Source organism: Bacillus sp. JZ34 (genome assembly GCF_053903205.1).
On the sequence record NZ_CP096403.1, the window covers coordinates 2,734,542 to 2,751,347 of the forward strand.

A 16,806-nucleotide genomic window follows, 5' to 3' on the forward strand; every position below is an offset into this window, starting at 1 on the left:
TTTATTTTATCGTTGCGCGGCTGCAGCATCCTTGCTGAATATCGTTCTCTTCGGATGCCGCCCCTTTGTCGATCGGAAGCAGGATGTGGAATGTGCTTCCCTCGCCCAATTCGCTGTCGATTTTCATTTCTCCGTTGTGAGCGCCGATAATATTCAGGCAAATCGTCAGCCCAAGACCCGTCCCTTCTTCTTTCGTTGAGAAGAAAGGCTCCCCGAGCTTTGCCAAATCGGCTTGGGAAATGCCGCCCCCTTCGTCTTTGATGCTGATTTTCACATAGTCACCTTCAACCTCCGAGGAGATCGTGATTTTTCCGCCGTCAGGCATCGCTTCTATCCCGTTTTTTATTAAATTGATGAATACCTGTTTGATTTGATTTTCATCGCCGTTTATTTCCCACTCCTCCCCGTACTGAAACGCTTTTTCGATCTTAATGTGGGAAAGCACGGCGTTGGTCTCAAGAAGCGTTGTCACCTGCTGAAGAACCGAATTGATGTTGATCTTTTTAAATTGAACCTGGTGCGGTTTGGCCAGTACAAGCAGTTCGCCGAGCACGGAATCGATTCGTTTAATCTCTGAGAAAATAATGTCAAAGTAATCTTTCCGGTCGGGATATTCCGCTTTCATCAGCTGCAAAAATCCGTTTACCGATGTCAGCGGGTTCCTGACTTCGTGAGCTATTCCCGCGGCGAGCTGCCCGGCCATCGCCAGCTTCTGAGACTGCATAGCCAGCCGCTGATTCGACTTGAACAATTCCATCTCCGCTTTTTTCCGTTCTGTCACATCAGTCAGCGTCCCCAAGCTGCTCGTAAATTGACCGTTTTTATAATAAAGTTTATAGTGAACTTCGCCCCAGAACTTGCTTCCGTCTTTGCGATGGTAGAGCACCTCGATCCTGCCTTCAGGCTCCTTGTTCTTCAGCTGGGCGATCAGGTGATTCGAGATCCGTTCTTCATGGTCAAAGTAATCGTTGTACATCGTTCCAAGACTCTCTTCAACACTGTATCCGGTCAACGTTGTCCACGCCTGATTCAAAAATGTAATGTATCCTATCCGGTCCGTCTGAAAGACGATTTCCTGAAGGTTATCCATGATGCGGTTGGTTTCTGAAGAAAGCTCTTTGTATTTCTTTTCGCTTTCCTTCAGTTTATAGACAAGCTGATTGGACTCATCGATATAAAGCGTGAGCCACCAAACGCTGATTAATGTCACCAGTGTAAACAGCAGATCAACCGTCCAATTGATTTTATTTCCCAACACCCCATAGAATAAAAAATTCCAAAACATGATAAAAGTCATTGCCAGCACGGTTGCAATGATTCGTCCTTGATATCTTTTCATACCCCCACCTGCCACTTGTATTTCTCAGTCAATTGTAACATTCTTTACACCACATTTGAGAGGATTGTTCGAAGTATTTATCGTCTCTATGGCTGAATTTTTCAGTGACGGCGGTTTTATCTTCTGCCGACGCAAGAAAAAGCCCTTCTGATGAAGGGCTTCAAATCTTATGCTTTCACTTCGTTTAAGGCAGCTCTTATTTCTTCCAAAAGCAATTCGGCCCCCTCAGGACTCAGCGTAATTTTCCCGTTTCCGTACTCGCGGTTTTCAGAAGTGATTTCACCGGTCATCAGGCACACACCGTGCGGTTTATATTTTTTCAGGACAATTTTATCTTGGTCGACAAAGAATTCGATGCTGTCCTTGATCGAAATATCCAAAGCTCTTCTCAATTCAATCGGCATCACGATCCGGCCGAGTTCGTCTACTTTTCTCACAACTCCAATTGCTTTCAAAACTTTCGCCTACTTCCTCTTTTGTTTCTATTTTTCTAAGATATTGTCTTAGCATAACGATAGACGAACGAAGACTGAAAAAGGTTTCCCTTATTGAACGTTTCTTTGACAAAAATTCGGTCATAAAAATGAATATTTTTCTCATCATGTCAATATGAGGACAGCATTTTACAGATTGGTTTCAAACTCGTCACAAACCCCCAAAAATCGCCGATCATTTGAGAAAATTTAAATGAAATTCATTTTTTCAGCACGAAGAAAATTTCGTTTTTCGGAAAAATTTTAAATAGAGATTGGGTGAAAACATGTTTCAAACAACCGAGATCGGAATTGATCTAGGCACAGCTAACATATTGGTTTACAGCAAAAACAAAGGAATCATTTTAAATGAGCCTTCCGTTGTCGCCGTGGATACGGAAACAAAGAGCGTATTGGCGGTCGGCACAGAAGCCAAAAACATGATCGGAAAGACACCGGGAAAAATCGTCGCGGTCAGACCGATGAAAGACGGAGTCATCGCCGATTATGACATGACGACAGACCTCTTGAAGCAGATTATGAAAAAAGCCGGAAAGAACATCGGCTTTACCTTCAGAAAGCCGAGCGTCGTCGTCTGCACGCCATCCGGTTCAACCGCGGTTGAACGTCGCGCGATCAGCGATGCTGTCAAAAACTGCGGAGCCAAGCAAGTCCATTTGATTGAGGAGCCTGTCGCTGCCGCCATCGGCGCAGACCTGCCTGTCGATGAACCTGTCGCAAACGTTGTCGTCGATATCGGCGGCGGCACGACAGAAGTGGCGATCATTTCATTCGGAGGCGTAGTCTCATGCCACTCGATCCGGATCGGCGGCGACCAGCTTGATGAAGACATCGTGTCATTCGTCAGAAAAAAATACAACCTGCTGATCGGTGAACGGACGGCCGAAGAAGTCAAGATTGAGATCGGCTACGCATTGATTGACCATGAGACGAAAACGATGGAAGTCAGAGGGCGCGACCTTGTCACAGGCCTGCCGAAAACAATTACCCTGGAATCAATAGAGATTCAGAAGGCGATGCGCGAATCGCTCCTTCATATTATCGAAGCCATCAGAGCGACGCTTGAAGACTGTCCTCCCGAGCTGAGCGGAGACATTGTCGACCGGGGCGTGATTTTAACCGGAGGAGGCGCGCTATTGAACGGCATCAAAGAATGGCTATCACAGGAAATCGTTGTGCCCGTGCATGTTGCTGCAAATCCGCTCGAGTCTGTCGCCATCGGAACGGGCCGCTCTCTTGAAGTGATCGATAAATTGCAAAAAGCGGCTAAATAATTTTTGTTTTCGCGTCTTTTTTCCCTGCTTCTTTCATATCGTGAGGAATGGAGAAACGATAAGGAGGAAGAACATGCTTAGAGATATGGGAAGACGCCTGGCCATCACCGTTATATTAAGCGGTATTATTCTCGGGGGGATGAGCATCTCCCTTGCAAACATGCCAAGCTCGCCCCCCGGCCAAACGGCCAAAATCAACCGTTAAAAAAGATGCAGCCTTACCGGGCTGCGTCTTTTTTTTCTTTTCAATCAAATATTTGATATGATGTTATGGACAATAAAGGAGGTTTTGCCAATGAATTCGTTTACTGATAAACTGAGCAAATATGCGAAGCTTGTAGCCGAAGTCGGTGTAAACGTTCAAAAAGGACAGAAAGTCGTTATCAACGCGTCAACAGAAGTACGCGATTTTGCACGGCTCCTCGTCAAAAGCGCCTATCAAAGAGGGGCAAAAAACGTAACGGTCCGCTGGCAGGATGATGAGGTGACAAGGCTGAAATATGAGCTGGCCCCAGCGGAAGCCTTTGAAGAATTCCCTGAGTGGGAAGCGAAAGGTCTGGAGACGCTCGCTAAGGAAGGCGCCGCTTTTATTTCCATTGTCTCTTCAAGCCCTGATCTTTTGAAAGGCATCGATTCCAAAAAAATCGCGGCCCAGCAAAAAGCCGCCGGAAAGGCGATGCATACATACAGGCAAATGATTCAATCGGATAAAGTCAGCTGGACTGTCGTCGCAGCACCTTCACCGGCCTGGGCCAAAAAAGTATTCCCTGACGCAGATGAAAAGACAGCGATGCAAAAGCTGTGGAATGAGATCTTCAAAACGACCCGCGTCGACCGTGAAGATCCTGTCCAGGCGTGGAAAGATCACGATCAAACTTTGCGCGATAAAGTAAGCGTCTTAAACGACAAGCATTACCAAGCCCTTCATTACCAAGCAAAAGGAACAGATTTGACGATCGAGCTTCCTGAGAAGCACCTGTGGGTCGGCGCCGGAAGCACAAACGAAAACGGCATCGAGTTCATGGCCAATATGCCGACAGAAGAAGTATTCACCGCTCCGAAAAAAGACGGAGTGAACGGCACTGTTTCAAGCACAAAGCCGTTAAGCTACGGCGGCAATCTGATCGACGGCTTTCAGCTGACATTTGAAAACGGACGGATCACCGATGTCAAAGCTGAACAAGGTGAAGAGATTTTAAAAGAGCTGATCGAAACGGATGAGGGTTCACACTACTTAGGCGAAATTGCGCTCGTTGCCCACGATTCGCCGATTTCCAAGTCCAATATTCTGTTTTACAACACGCTGTTTGACGAAAACGCCTCAAACCACCTCGCAATCGGCAGTGCGTACGCATTCAACATCGAAGGCGGAAAGCAGATGTCGCGCGAAGAGCTGGCGAAAGAAGGATTAAACGAAAGCATTACACATGTTGACTTCATGATCGGTTCAGGAGAAATGAATATAGACGGAATCACAGCAGACGGAAAAAGAGAGCCGATTTTCAGAAACGGCAACTGGGCGATCTAAAGCCTTCCGCACAAAAGGACCTCAGAAGTTTTCTGAGGTCCTTTTATATCATTTCCGCATGCTGCCAGCCTTTCTAACTTCCGTACATAGATGGATCTATAAAGCCGTCCAATGCCCCGCCTCCTCATGATTTGGGCAAACTGCTTAAATGTTCATGCTTCAGCTTCCAGCTTCCTGACTCGTCCTTTACAAATACGTTTGTCGCACGGCCTGCCCCTTGAACCGGTTCGCCCCTAAAAAACCCTTTCCATTCGTATGTATAAAGACAGACGGCCTGTTCGTCCGTTTCCGTGATCCAACTGATATGACTGGCGCTGTATACTTCGTTTTCGATTTGCTTCCAGGCGTTTTCAAAATAACGCTGAATTTCCTTAACGCCCGAGCACGTTTCATCCGAGAACCAGTACACAGCGTCGGGATGAAGGAGCTTTTTGACATTCTCAAACTCATGTGTGTTTGTTGCTTGAATATATTGCTCAAGAGCCTTGCGGCATGACACGGCAACCATCTCCCTTTTTATAAAAAAACCCGCTTTTTAAGGCGGGTTTTCTATCATTACGCGTAAAGTTCAGCAAGCTTGTCCTGAACCGCTTTGTCTTCCAAAAATTCATCATAGCTCATCTGTTTATCGACGATTCCGTTTGGCGTGATTTCGATGATCCGGTTGGCAATTGTTTGGACAAACTGATGGTCATGAGATGTAAACAGCATAGCGCCTTTAAAGCTGATTAAACCGTTATTCAGCGCTGTAATGGATTCGAGATCCAAATGGTTGGTCGGCTCATCAAGCATCAGCACATTGGCGCCGGACAGCATCATTTTGGACAGCATGCAGCGGACTTTCTCTCCCCCTGACAAAACGCTTGCTTTTTTCAGCACTTCTTCCCCGGAGAACAGCATCCGGCCCAAAAATCCGCGCAGGAAGCTTTCGCTTTGGTCATGCGGCGAAAATTGGCGGAGCCAGTCGACAAGGTTTAAATCGCTGTTTTCAAAATACTCGCTGTTGTCTTTCGGGAAAAACGCCTGGGATGTTGTGACGCCCCATTTAAACGATCCGCTGTCAGGCTCCATTTCCCCGGCAAGGATTTTAAAGAGCACAGTAGCGGCAAGCTCATTCCGGCCTGTAAAGGCGATTTTATCTTCTTTATTCATCATAAAGCTGACCGAGTCAAGCACCTTGACACCGTCAATCGTTTTCGACAGGTCTGTGACAACAAGCACATCGTTTCCAATTTCGCGTTCAGGTGTGAAATGTACGTACGGATACTTGCGCGATGACGGCTTAATATCGTCAAGCGTAATTTTTTCAAGCATTTTTTTTCTTGATGTCGCCTGCTTCGATTTTGAGGCGTTGGCGCTGAATCTGGCAACGAACTCCTGGAGCTGTTTGATCTGCTCTTCTTTTTTCTTATTGGCTTCCTGATTCATTTTAAGCGCAAGCTGGCTTGATTCATACCAGAAATCATAGTTTCCGACATAAATTTGAATTTTGTTAAAATCCAGGTCGGCGATATGCGTACATACTTTATTCAAAAAGTGGCGGTCATGCGATACGACGATAACCGTATTCTCAAAATTGATTAAAAACTCTTCAAGCCACTGGATCGCCTGAATATCCAAGTGGTTGGTCGGCTCATCGAGAAGAAGGACGTCAGGCTTTCCGAACAGGGCCTGTGCAAGGAGGACCTTCACCTTTTCGGAACCGCCCAAATCCGCCATTTTCTTCGTATGCAGTTCTTCAGCAATGCCGAGGCCTTTTAACAAAATCGCAGCTTCCCCTTCGGCTTCCCAGCCGTTCAGCTCGGCGAATTCGCCCTCAAGCTCTGCGGCGCGGATTCCGTCTTCATCTGAAAAATCGGGTTTCATGTAAATCGCGTCTTTTTCCTGCATGACTTCATAAAGGCGTTTATGCCCCATGATCACGACTTTCAGCACTTCATGCTCTTCATACTCAAAGTGGTTCTGCTTCAGGACGGCAAGGCGTTCGCCCGGGCTCATATGAACCTCGCCCGTCTGAGGCTCGATTTCACCTGATAATATTTTCAAAAAAGTGGACTTTCCGGCGCCGTTTGCTCCGATCAATCCGTAGCAGTTACCCGGCGTAAACTTAATATTTACATCTTCAAACAGCTTCCGGTCCGCAAACCGCAAGCTGACATTTTGAACAGCTATCATTTAAAATCCTCCATCTATACTTCATTAAAAAGAGTATAACACGAAAATTCCGCAAGAGAAATGCTTTGCTTTTTTACGATAAAGTTTTAAAGAAAAATATATCAAAAAAACACTTGTTCACACTTTCTTTGTGACAATATGTTACAATTATTGAAGAATGGGGGAAGGAATAATGAAATTAAAAGATGATCCTGATATCATCAGGTGGATCAATTCAAGGCCGCGCCAAGCGCTTTTCGTGTCAGTGGCCATGGTGATTTCTACGATGTCTATCGGGCTTTTCAAAGGGTTTGATATGTGGACCTCGGACTTTTTGATATTTTCCTGTCTGCTGATCGGCTTCGGCCTCCTTGTGGGATGGCTGCAAAAGATATATTATAAAAAGGTGATATTTGAAGAAAACTCGGATCGTTAGACGGAGGAAGACATGAAGCTTATCACTTTGACGGAATACTGCATGTTTATTTTTTTCGCAGGGGTTTATCTTGCCGTAACCGGCTTTACAGCACGGGATGTGGGCCTTTACATCGGGATTGCCATGATTTACGTGTTCGTTCATATCGCGGCGAAACGAATGCTGTCAAAAAGGGGAAAAGAAGCCGCGGAAATCAGAATCTTATACAGCGTTCTTCTGATTATGGCCTCTGTGTTCGTTACCGTACTGTTTATCGCAGTACTGGCATCATTATCCGCATAAATCAAGCAAAAATGCCTGATTGTCCAAATGGACATCAGGCATTTTTCAGTCTGTTTTTCGGATTTGGTTGAACGGGAAAAACACAAATTGTGAAGTCCCGGCCACTCGTTTTTTATCGATCAGTCCGAGTCCGTTCCGGCTGTCCATCGATCTCTGGCGATTGTCTCCCATCACGAAATACTTGCCTTCCGGAACCTTCACAGGGCCGAAATCGCCCGTCAGCTTGACGCCGACTGCTTCCGCCTCTTTTCTGTTTTCCGAAAGATACGGCTCAGACACCTTTTTCCCGTTTATGTACAGCGTGTCGTCTTTCATTTGCACGGTATCTCCCGGCAGGCCGATCAAGCGCTTCACATAATGGACATTTTTTTCATCGCCGTCGATAATGACGATATCTCCCCGCTTAAATTCGCCTACGTATTTAACCGTTTTATAGACGAACAGCCGCTCTCCGTCGTGCAGCGTCGGATCCATTGATGTACCTTCGACTAAATACGGTTCGAATAAAAATGCCCTGATCAATAACGCCAGAACGACTGCGATAATAATGGCTTTTACCCATTCAAAGAGAGAGTTTTTATTTTGGGTGGATTTTTCTTCAGTCAAAACGCTTCCTCCTAAAAACAGTCTGTCACAGCATACATGCAAAATAAAGCTTTCCTATACTTTATCACAAGTTCCTGCCGAATACATAATTCCCGCGTTCACTTTCCGGCAAAAACGGTAAAAAAGAAAGTGCCACACAGGAATTACTGTGGCACTTTCAGCACTTATTTTTCAGTTGGAACCGGCTTTTTCAAGATGCCGAGAATGAGAGCCGTCACAACCGCACCAATCAAGATACTGAGGAGATACAGCAGCGCATGGTTCGTCGTAAAGAAGAGAACGAATATTCCGCCATGCGGCGCTTGCAGTGTGACATGGAAAAATTGAGACAAACCTCCGGCAACTGCTGATCCGATGATAGAAGCAGGAATGACGCGCGCCGGATCGGCTGCCGCAAAAGGAATCGCACCTTCAGTAATAAATGACAAGCCCATCACGTAGTTGGTAATTCCGGCTTCGCGATCCCGTTTTGAAAATTTATTTTTAAAGAAAGTCGTTGCAAGGGCAATTCCAAGCGGAGGCACCATACCGCCCGCCATGATCGCTGCGTGAGGTCCAAAGTTTCCAGCTTCAATCATCGCGATACCGAATGTGAAGGCCGCTTTGTTGATCGGACCGCCCATATCAATCGCCATCATACCGCCTAAAACAATACCCATTACAACAAGGTTTCCTGTTCCAAGACCTTCAAGCCAATGTGTCATGCCATCCATAATATACTTGACAGGCGTATTGACAACATAATGCATGATGATTCCGGTCAAGAATATTCCAAACAACGGATAAAGAAGGACAGGTTTTAATCCGTCAAGCACTTGCGGCAGACCAGCGAACACTTTTTTCAATAGGACAACAATATAACCAGCCAAGAAACCGGCAATCAGTCCGCCTAAGAAACCGGCGCCGGCTTGCGTCGCCATGAAACCTCCGACCATACCAGGCGCAAACCCCGGACGATCCGCGATGCTCATCGCGATAAATCCGGCCAGTACAGCGACAATTAATCCAAGTGCTTGAGTTCCGCCTATAGTATTTAATACAGCTGCAAACTCATTATAAGTGGGATCTCCCGGTTTGGTCGCGTTAATTCCCCAGAAGAATGAAACCGCAACTAAGATCCCGCCCCCGACGACGAATGGCAGCATGTTGCTGACACCGCTCATCAAGTGTTTGTAGAAACCGCCGCCTTTTCCTTTGGCAGCTCCGTCTTCAGAAGCAGATGCAGATGCACCGCCGCCTTTACCCTGATAGATAGGCGCGTCTTGTTTCAGCGCCTGCTCAATCAGCTCTTTCGGACGTCTGATTCCTGCTGTTACAGGTACTTCAATGACATGTTTGCCTTGAAAGCGATCCATTTCAACCTGCTTATCGGCGGCGACGATGATCGCAACCGCATCTTCGATTTCCTGCGCTGTCAGACCATTTTTAATACCGCTTGAACCGTTCGTTTCAACTTTGATATCAACGCCGAGCTCTTTCGCTTTTTCTTTCAAAGCATCGGCAGCCATGAACGTGTGGGCGATCCCTGTCGGACATGCTGTAACCGCAAGGATTTTTCCTTTTGCTGATGGTGCAGATGCTTCTTCGGCCTGCTCTTCTTCTTCATCATCTTTATCATGCTGATTGATGATGTCGATGATTTCGTCTTCGGATGAAGCTTCAAGCAGCTGTTTGCGAATCTCTTCCCTCATAAGCAAAGTCGACAGTCTTGACAATGCTTCCAAGTGAGTGTTATTCGCGCCGTCTGTAGCAGCGATCATGAAAACAAGATGGCTTGGCTGGCCGTCAAGGGATTCATAATCGACGCCGTCTTTTGAACGGCCGAACGCGATCGCAGGCTCTTTAACGCTTGCCGTTTTCGCATGAGGGATGGCGATGCCTTCGCCGATACCGGTGGAACTTTGTTTCTCACGGTTGATCACGGCTTCTTTGTAGCCTTCTTTATCATTCAACTTGCCCGCCTGATCCAAAACGCTGACGAGTTCTTCGATAACGTTTTCTTTCTGGCTGCTCTCAAGGTTTAACTTGATCGTATGCTTCGTTAGTAGCTCTGTTATTTTCATAACCTTTCCTCCTTTAAATCGCTTTGACTTGAACTTCCGGAAGCAGCTTGTGAACGAGCTCTTCCGTTCCCAGCTCCTCTGAAAAGGCGGTTGCGCTTCCTGACGCGACACCTAAGCGAAAAGCTTCTTTGATGTCGAGCTGTTTTTCAATGCCTGCGAGAAAGCCTGCAACCACTGAATCTCCGGCGCCGACTGAGTTCACGAGCTTTCCTTTAGGTACGTTGGCATGGTAGACGCCGTCTTTTGTAAATAAAAGTGCGCCTTCCCCAGCCATGGAAACGATCGCGTTTTCGGCCCCGCGTTCAACGAGTTTCTTACCGTAAGGCACCGCTTCTTCCGCTGAAGTGATGGTTGTTCCAAACATTTCACCGAGCTCGTGATGGTTCGGTTTCATTAAAAGCGGCTTCATTTCTGCTGCTTTTAGGAGTGCCTCACCCGAAATATCAACGACAACCCGGACATTTTGCTCTTCACACTTTTCTGCAATCTTTTCATAGGTGTCCTGCGGCAATGAAGAAGGAATGCTGCCAGCCAATACGACAATGTCCCCTTCTTTCATCGCTGAAAACTGGTCTAAAAAGGCCGCGAAATCTTCTTGGCTGATGACGGGCCCCTGCCCGTTGATTTCCGTCTCATCCCCGGTCTTCAATTTGACATTGATGCGCGTGTCTCCATTCACCTCATGAAAAGCCGTTTCAAGCTTCTCTTCTTCGAGAAATGATTTGATGTACCCCCCGGTAAAACCGCCGATAAAACCGAGAACTTTAGAAGGTACATGGTGTCTGTTCAGTACGCGTGAGACATTGATTCCTTTGCCTCCGGGATATTTCGTGTCATAGACTGAACGATTCAGCCCGCCTACGGAAAATTCTTCAACGTGAACAATATAGTCGACCGATGGGTTGAGAGTTACAGTGTATATCATGTTTTCACTACCTTTACGACAGTTTTTTCTTGATAGTTATCAAATGAATGTTTTGCAGATCCTGCTGTAATGATAGTTGCTTCGTCTAAACCGGCAAAGGCAGAAAATGAAATTTCCCCAAACTTGGAAACGTCAGCTAAAATAAATGCTTTTTTCGCCTGGTTGACAGCTTTTGTTTTCAAAAGCGCTTCTTCAGGATCCGGAGTCGTAAATCCCGCTTCTTTATGAATGCCATTGACGCCGATGAAGCTTTTGTCAAACCGGTATTGGCTGATGGCTGATAAAGCCGAACCGCCCACGATTGCTCCGGTTTTATACTTCACATACCCGCCTAATAAATAAAAAGTAATGCCTTTTTTACCTAATGCCTCAATGTGCATGACTCCATTTGTGACCACGATAATATCCATCTCCGGATCGATAAAATCGATCATTTGCAATGTGGTCGTTCCGGCATCAAGGTAGATACAATCGCCTTCTTCAAGAAGTGAGGCCGCTTCTTGAGCGATTTTTCTCTTTTCATGAAGGTTTTTGGATGATTTCTCTAGCATGTCAGGCTCTGTACGAATATCGGAAAGCCTCGATGCCCCTCCATGAACACGCTTTAAATATCCGCGGGCTTCCAGCGTCGACAAATCTCTTCTGATCGTTGACTCAGATGCGTTCGTTAAATTCATTAAGTACTGGATTTTCACGACATCATGCTTTTCAATCTCGTCAATAATCAGCTGATGCCGTTCGGGAGTCAACACATTATCACCCCTTTTGGAAACGCCTTCATTTAGCTTACAATTACATTGTAAACGCTTTTTCGACATAACTCAACAAAAATCTTTCAAATTCATTCAATAACCATCAAAATCTTTCACATTTTAACATATTATCGTGATATGTACCGTTTGTAAACTGTATAAACTATAAAAATCCGCAAAAATATGTGACATTATTATTATCTATTCCTTCAAACACCATTCAGAAAAACCTCATGCTCGCCGCATGAGGTTTTACAATAATGCATCAGCCTAATGAAGTTCTAAAAATACTTGCCATAAGCCTAATAAAATAGACAACATCAGCATCATAATAAATATGACGAAAACGCCGATCCAAGCCGCCCTCTTTGAAGTGCCCGCTGCTTTTTGCAGTCCTACCGCCACCAGCACATACGCCCAGATTGTAAAAACATCAAACATCTCCAGGACGCTCAGAAGAGGCTCTTCGGCCGGAATATATCCATCAAGAGATGAGAACGAAAACGCGATCTCAGAATTCGAAGCATAATACACCAAACCGATGATGACGTCTCTGATAACAGGTACAAATGTGGCAAAGACAGACAGAGACACCATGCAGGCAAAATTGGTGTTTCCGCCGCCTATTTTAGCAATCAGCCACAATACTAAAGCGCTGAGCACGAAGAATATGACAGACTGAAAAACATTACGGGCGGCTTCTAGTCCAGGATCTATATCCAAACCAAGAAACTCACTTAGTTCCCAACAAACAAGATAAACGGAAAAGGCGGATAACGCCAGCACGATGATCATCGGCAGCCAAATTGCGGGCCTTTCTCTCATTCTTTCAAACTGACGGACAGGGCTCGTGATGATACCGAACAGTGACGGTTTTTTTACTTGAGTTGCTGTTTCTATATTGGCTTCCACTCTAAAATTCCTCCTGTAATACCTCTTTCATAACATAATGATCAATTTTTCAGCACTTTTAAGTCTATCATTAATGTAAGAAGTGTATTTTTAAATTTAGTTTAATTTTCGCATACAAAAAAACCGCCTCTAAAGGCGGTTTCAGCGTGTCGACAAACTCTCGCATTCGTTGTCAGGCCTGCTAAGTCGATGCTCATGAGTAGGAGCGGGTGTTTCAAAGTGACGCTTATCGGCTGACGGCTATATGCCGCTTTACTCATACCTCAATGCATCAATCGGATGAAGGCGGGCCGCTTTATTGGCCGGGATGAGGCCAAAGATAACCCCGATCGCCATGCTGAACAGGACGCCTCCGAGGACCACCTGCCAGGAAACGAGCGGCGGCCAACCGGCAAAAAACGAAACTAGGGCGGCTCCGCCGTATCCGAGGCCGATGCCAAACACCCCGCCAATCAGCGTGATCAAAGACGATTCTATTAAAAATTGCATCAAAATCTGGCCTCTTGTTGCACCAAGCGATTTTCGAATCCCGATTTCCCTCGTCCGTTCCGTGACCGACACCAGCATAATATTCATGACGCCGATCCCGCCAACGAGTAAAGATATGCCTGCAATTGAGCCGATGAACATCGTCATAATTGTTGTAATCTGGCTGATCCCGGCCGCTATGGCCTCCATGTTCATCACTTCGTACGAGTCCGTGGTGCCGTGATTGTTGTTTACGGCCGCGGCAGCCTGCTTTCCGACGGCTTGCAGATGGTCGGCAGATTCAGCTTGAACGGAGACAGAGTCATAGTCGCTGATGCCGAAGGACGATTTTAACATTGAAAACGGAACATACATCTCATTCATCCCCAACGCAAGCAGCCCGGTTTCTTCTTTTAATACGCCGATGATTTCAACGGGCTGGCCATTGATCCATACGACGCGGCCGAGAGGCGACTGCTTAGAAAAAAGTTCCTCCGCAAGTTTCGGCGAGACGACGGCGACCCTGCTTCCGGCATTGTAATCCTCTTCTGAAAACTCTCTTCCCTTTTCGATTTCCATCGAGTTGATGCTGATATATCCGTCATTAATGCCGTTTACAGCGGCATCCGTTTTTTCATCCCGGAAGCGGACATTCATAGACTCGGTAGTTTTCGCAACGACATGCTTCACACCTTCGAGTGACTTTAAACTTCTGATGTCTTCTTCGGTGAAGCCGGCGTCTAAATAGGCGTTGGGATTGGCCGTTAATTCTTCATTGCTGGGCTGATAATAGATTTCGACCGTGTTGCCGGGCCCGCTGATCGTCTGCTTGAGCATCTGCTCTCCTCCTTGCCCCGCTGCAACAACGACAATAACAGAGCCTACACCGATAATGATTCCGAGCATTGTTAAAATCGAGCGCAGTTTATGGGAAAGGATGGAACTTAACGCCATTCTCAAGTTTTCGATGAGATTCATTGCACCGTCCCCCTCCGCTCTGTTTCCGGCGAGACGATCACACCGTCCCTCACCATGATGATCCGGCTTGTATAATCTGCAATCTCCGGTTCGTGGGTGACGAGCACCACCGTCGTTCCTTCCTCATTCAATTCGGTGAATTGCTCCATGATGTCCCGGCTTGTTTTCGTATCGAGCGCTCCGGTCGGTTCATCGGCCAATATCAGCTTCGGTTCATTGACGATCGCTCTTGCGATGGCTACACGCTGTTTTTGGCCGCCGGAAAGCTCGTTCGGCAAATGGCGCATTCTGTCCTTGAGCCCGACTTTTTCAAGCGCCCGTTCGGCCCGCTCCCGCCGCTCTTTTCTTGGAATGCCGGAGTAGATCATCGGAAGCTCCACATTCTTTATGGCATTCAGTCTCGGCAGAAGCTGAAACTGCTGAAAAACAAAACCGATTAAACGGTTTCTGACGCCGGCAAGCTCCCTTTCACCATATGATGAAATATCCTCGCCGTCCAGCCTGTAAATACCCGATGTCGGGCGGTCAAGACAGCCGATAATGTTCATGATTGTCGATTTTCCAGAACCGGAAGGCCCCATGATGGACAGATATTCACCCGGCTCAATTTTCATATTGATCTCCCTGAGAACATCAATGGTTTCCCCTCCGATTTGGTAGCTTTTTTTCACGCGGGAAAGCTCAATCATTGAAGCTTCACTTCCGTTCCGCTTTTCATGTCCTCGGCCGGGTTTGCGATAACCCGATCATTGTTCGTCAGACCGCCGGTAATTTCAACGACGCCATCTGCTTTCTCGCCGGTTTTGACATTGATCCGTTTCGCCTTTCCGTCTCTGACGGCATACACGTATGATTGATCATCATCCTGCTTGACGGCATCTTCAGGAAGAGCCTGAATGGTTCTTTTGTCCGTCTGGATTTTGAGAATCATATTGAAGCCGGGCTTTGCTTTAGGACGCTCCCCTTTTATTTTGACTTCAAACGGATATTGAACAGCTTGTTCCTTTCCTCCCGCAGCACCTGCAGACGCCTCTTCTTCGGGAACCAATCCGACTTGAGAGATTCTGCCCCGCCACTCTTTATTTTGGATGACATCCGACGTGATGGTCACGTTCTGTCCCTTTTTCACTTTCAATGTGTCATACTCTGACAACACGCCTTTAACGACAAGCTTGTCCTCGTTACCTATATGTATAACCGGCTTTTGAATATCCGATTGCTTTAAGGCGGCTTGTTTATCAGCGGTGATCACTGTCCCGTCAATGCCGCTTTTTACTTGCAGCGCTGCTGATTTTTTCGCGAGCGTTTCCTTTTGCAGGTCGGCTTGTTTCAGCTCAAGCTGAAGCGATTTTTCTTCCATTTCAAGCTGGGACCGTTCGTCATCCATTTGCCTTTTGGCTTTTTCCGCTCCCAGCTCAGCCTTCAGCTCGTCTTCCTTGCTTTTTAGACTGCTGATTTTTCGCTTTACCTGTTCAAGCTGGAGTTCCTTCGATTGAATGGATAAAGCATTCTGTTCTTTTTCCAGGCGAATTTCTTCGTTCGTATAGGTGAAAAGCACATCTCCTTTTTTCACCTTGTCGCCTTCTTTTACTTTGATGTCGGCAATTTTCCCTTTTTCGGGTTCAAAATATTCGTATTGTTCGTTGGCAAACTTTAGGGCGCCCGGAACCATGACTTCAGAAGAAATCTCTTTCTCTTCCAATTTGACGGTTTGGACCGCTGTTTCAGCCCCTCCGCCCGTTTGCACCGAGCGGTAGAGGTTGAGTCCGATAAAAAGCGCAGCAGCCCCAACAATGATAATGCCGATCCATATTTTTTTCATTTACATTGCTCCTTCAAATGTATCGAAGAAATTCCTCGCGATTCCGCCTGTTAAAGCGAGCAAAATGGAGATCACAAATAAAATGATCACACCGGTCCAAGCCGCTTTTTTGGAGATGCCCCCAACCTTTTGGAGACCCAGTGCAACCAGTGCGAGCGACCAGATGGTGAAAATATCAAATACACCTAATACCGATTTGAGCGGCTCGTCTGCCGGGATGATGCTGCTTAAAGACGTGATGGCGATCGTGGGATCAATATTTGAATAATAGATCACAAGCCCGCCTATGAATTGCCCGATAGCCGCAATAAAATATGTAAAAACAGACAGCGAAAACATGTGAACAAAATTGGTTGTTCCTCTTCCGATTTTGACAATCAGCCAATAGATTAAAGCGCTGATCAGCAAGGCAATCACAAAGCCGATGATCCCGCCGATGATCCCGCCGATGATCCCGATTCTCTTCATAGTGGCTTCAAATGTTTCATCATCTCCCGGCATTTCCGACAAATCGGTAGATAACACCGTTTTTTCGCTGAGCATATACGCGCCAGTAACCGACAATAATAAAACAATAACAAGCGGAAACCAGACAGCCGGCTTTTCTCTCATTCTCTCAAACTGTTCTCCGGGATGGGTAATCAATCCGAACAATGACGGATTTTTTACTTTTTCAGTTTCTAAATGCGTTTCCATATGTATCCCCCTTAAAAAATGAATTACCAGTTTATACGCAGAATCATCTAAAATGTTTCACCTCTGTTTTCTCAAAA

General features: G+C 46.3%; 18 protein-coding genes. 5 read left to right on the forward strand and 13 right to left on the reverse strand.

The annotated features are described in order from the left end of the window. Window position 1: 1 nt before the first annotated feature. Complete coding sequence (locus M1D90_RS13770) at window positions 2-1,339, reverse strand: ATP-binding protein (protein ID WP_146873450.1); 1,338 nt, start codon at window positions 1,337-1,339, stop codon at window positions 2-4. 167 nt (window positions 1,340-1,506) lie between these two features. Beyond that, complete coding sequence (locus M1D90_RS13775; protein ID WP_095290390.1) at window positions 1,507-1,794, reverse strand: AbrB/MazE/SpoVT family DNA-binding domain-containing protein; 288 nt, start codon at window positions 1,792-1,794, stop codon at window positions 1,507-1,509. A 305-nt stretch (window positions 1,795-2,099) separates the two neighbouring features. Here M1D90_RS13775 and mreBH point away from each other — a divergent pair, with 305 nt between their 5' ends. The 3 genes from mreBH to M1D90_RS13790 all read left to right on the forward strand — a co-directional run bounded on the left by mreBH (window position 2,100) and on the right by M1D90_RS13790 (window position 4,635). Beyond that, the gene (gene mreBH, locus M1D90_RS13780; RefSeq protein ID WP_020451234.1) at window positions 2,100-3,107 is read left to right on the forward strand and encodes a rod-share determining protein MreBH; all 1,008 of its coding nucleotides are present in this window, start codon (window positions 2,100-2,102) and stop codon (window positions 3,105-3,107) included. Window positions 3,108-3,180: 73 nt separating this feature from the next. Beyond that, complete coding sequence (locus M1D90_RS13785; protein ID WP_003181378.1) at window positions 3,181-3,312, forward strand: protein YkpC; 132 nt, start codon at window positions 3,181-3,183, stop codon at window positions 3,310-3,312. 90 nt (window positions 3,313-3,402) lie between these two features. Further along, window positions 3,403-4,635, forward strand: a complete 1,233-nt coding sequence (locus tag M1D90_RS13790) for an aminopeptidase (protein WP_020451233.1) — start codon at window positions 3,403-3,405, stop codon at window positions 4,633-4,635. 124 nt (window positions 4,636-4,759) lie between these two features. Here M1D90_RS13790 and M1D90_RS13795 read toward each other — a convergent pair whose 3' ends face one another. Beyond that, window positions 4,760-5,134 carry a YybH family protein gene (locus M1D90_RS13795; RefSeq protein WP_020451232.1) on the reverse strand — a complete coding sequence of 125 codons (375 nt, stop codon included), beginning with the start codon at window positions 5,132-5,134 and terminating at the stop codon, window positions 4,760-4,762. A 56-nt stretch (window positions 5,135-5,190) separates the two neighbouring features. After that, window positions 5,191-6,810 carry an ABC-F family ATP-binding cassette domain-containing protein gene (locus M1D90_RS13800; protein ID WP_456282831.1) on the reverse strand — a complete coding sequence of 540 codons (1,620 nt, stop codon included), beginning with the start codon at window positions 6,808-6,810 and terminating at the stop codon, window positions 5,191-5,193. A gap of 172 nt (window positions 6,811-6,982) precedes the next feature. Between M1D90_RS13800 and M1D90_RS13805 the strand changes: the two genes are divergently transcribed. Together M1D90_RS13805 and M1D90_RS13810 are read left to right on the forward strand one after the other, a co-directional pair. Next, window positions 6,983-7,225, forward strand: coding sequence for a hypothetical protein (locus M1D90_RS13805; RefSeq protein WP_020451230.1), 243 nt, complete (start codon window positions 6,983-6,985; stop codon window positions 7,223-7,225). Between the two features lie 12 nt (window positions 7,226-7,237). Beyond that, window positions 7,238-7,507 (forward strand): hypothetical protein, encoded by a 270-nt coding sequence (locus tag M1D90_RS13810; RefSeq protein WP_020451229.1) that lies wholly within the window; start codon window positions 7,238-7,240, stop codon window positions 7,505-7,507. 45 nt (window positions 7,508-7,552) lie between these two features. On the opposite strand, the gene lepB is transcribed toward M1D90_RS13810, so the two are convergent. The 9 genes from lepB to M1D90_RS13855 form a co-directional block, all read right to left on the reverse strand. Then, entirely contained in the window at window positions 7,553-8,113 is a 561-nt protein-coding gene (gene lepB / locus M1D90_RS13815; protein WP_146873448.1) for a signal peptidase I, read from the reverse strand. Window positions 8,114-8,277: 164 nt separating this feature from the next. Then, a complete protein-coding gene (locus tag M1D90_RS13820; RefSeq protein WP_020451227.1) occupies window positions 8,278-10,176 on the reverse strand; it encodes a PTS fructose transporter subunit IIABC in 1,899 nt (632 codons plus the stop codon). 13 nt (window positions 10,177-10,189) lie between these two features. Continuing rightward, window positions 10,190-11,101, reverse strand: coding sequence for a 1-phosphofructokinase (gene pfkB / locus M1D90_RS13825; RefSeq protein WP_020451226.1), 912 nt, complete (start codon window positions 11,099-11,101; stop codon window positions 10,190-10,192). After that, complete coding sequence (locus M1D90_RS13830) at window positions 11,098-11,853, reverse strand: DeoR/GlpR family DNA-binding transcription regulator (protein ID WP_020451225.1); 756 nt, start codon at window positions 11,851-11,853, stop codon at window positions 11,098-11,100. Before M1D90_RS13830 ends, pfkB begins: the two co-directional genes overlap by 4 nt. A gap of 270 nt (window positions 11,854-12,123) precedes the next feature. Next, window positions 12,124-12,765, reverse strand: coding sequence for a Yip1 family protein (locus M1D90_RS13835; RefSeq protein WP_456282832.1), 642 nt, complete (start codon window positions 12,763-12,765; stop codon window positions 12,124-12,126). A 252-nt stretch (window positions 12,766-13,017) separates the two neighbouring features. Next, a complete protein-coding gene (locus M1D90_RS13840; protein WP_144497603.1) occupies window positions 13,018-14,211 on the reverse strand; it encodes an ABC transporter permease in 1,194 nt (397 codons plus the stop codon). Beyond that, window positions 14,208-14,900, reverse strand: a complete 693-nt coding sequence (locus tag M1D90_RS13845; protein ID WP_020451222.1) for an ABC transporter ATP-binding protein — start codon at window positions 14,898-14,900, stop codon at window positions 14,208-14,210. The genes M1D90_RS13840 and M1D90_RS13845 overlap by 4 nt, the downstream gene beginning before the upstream one ends. Next, complete coding sequence (locus M1D90_RS13850; RefSeq protein WP_075213220.1) at window positions 14,897-16,033, reverse strand: efflux RND transporter periplasmic adaptor subunit; 1,137 nt, start codon at window positions 16,031-16,033, stop codon at window positions 14,897-14,899. The genes M1D90_RS13845 and M1D90_RS13850 overlap by 4 nt, the downstream gene beginning before the upstream one ends. Beyond that, window positions 16,034-16,729, reverse strand: a complete 696-nt coding sequence (locus M1D90_RS13855; RefSeq protein ID WP_020451220.1) for a Yip1 family protein — start codon at window positions 16,727-16,729, stop codon at window positions 16,034-16,036. Window positions 16,730-16,806 lie beyond the last annotated feature (77 nt).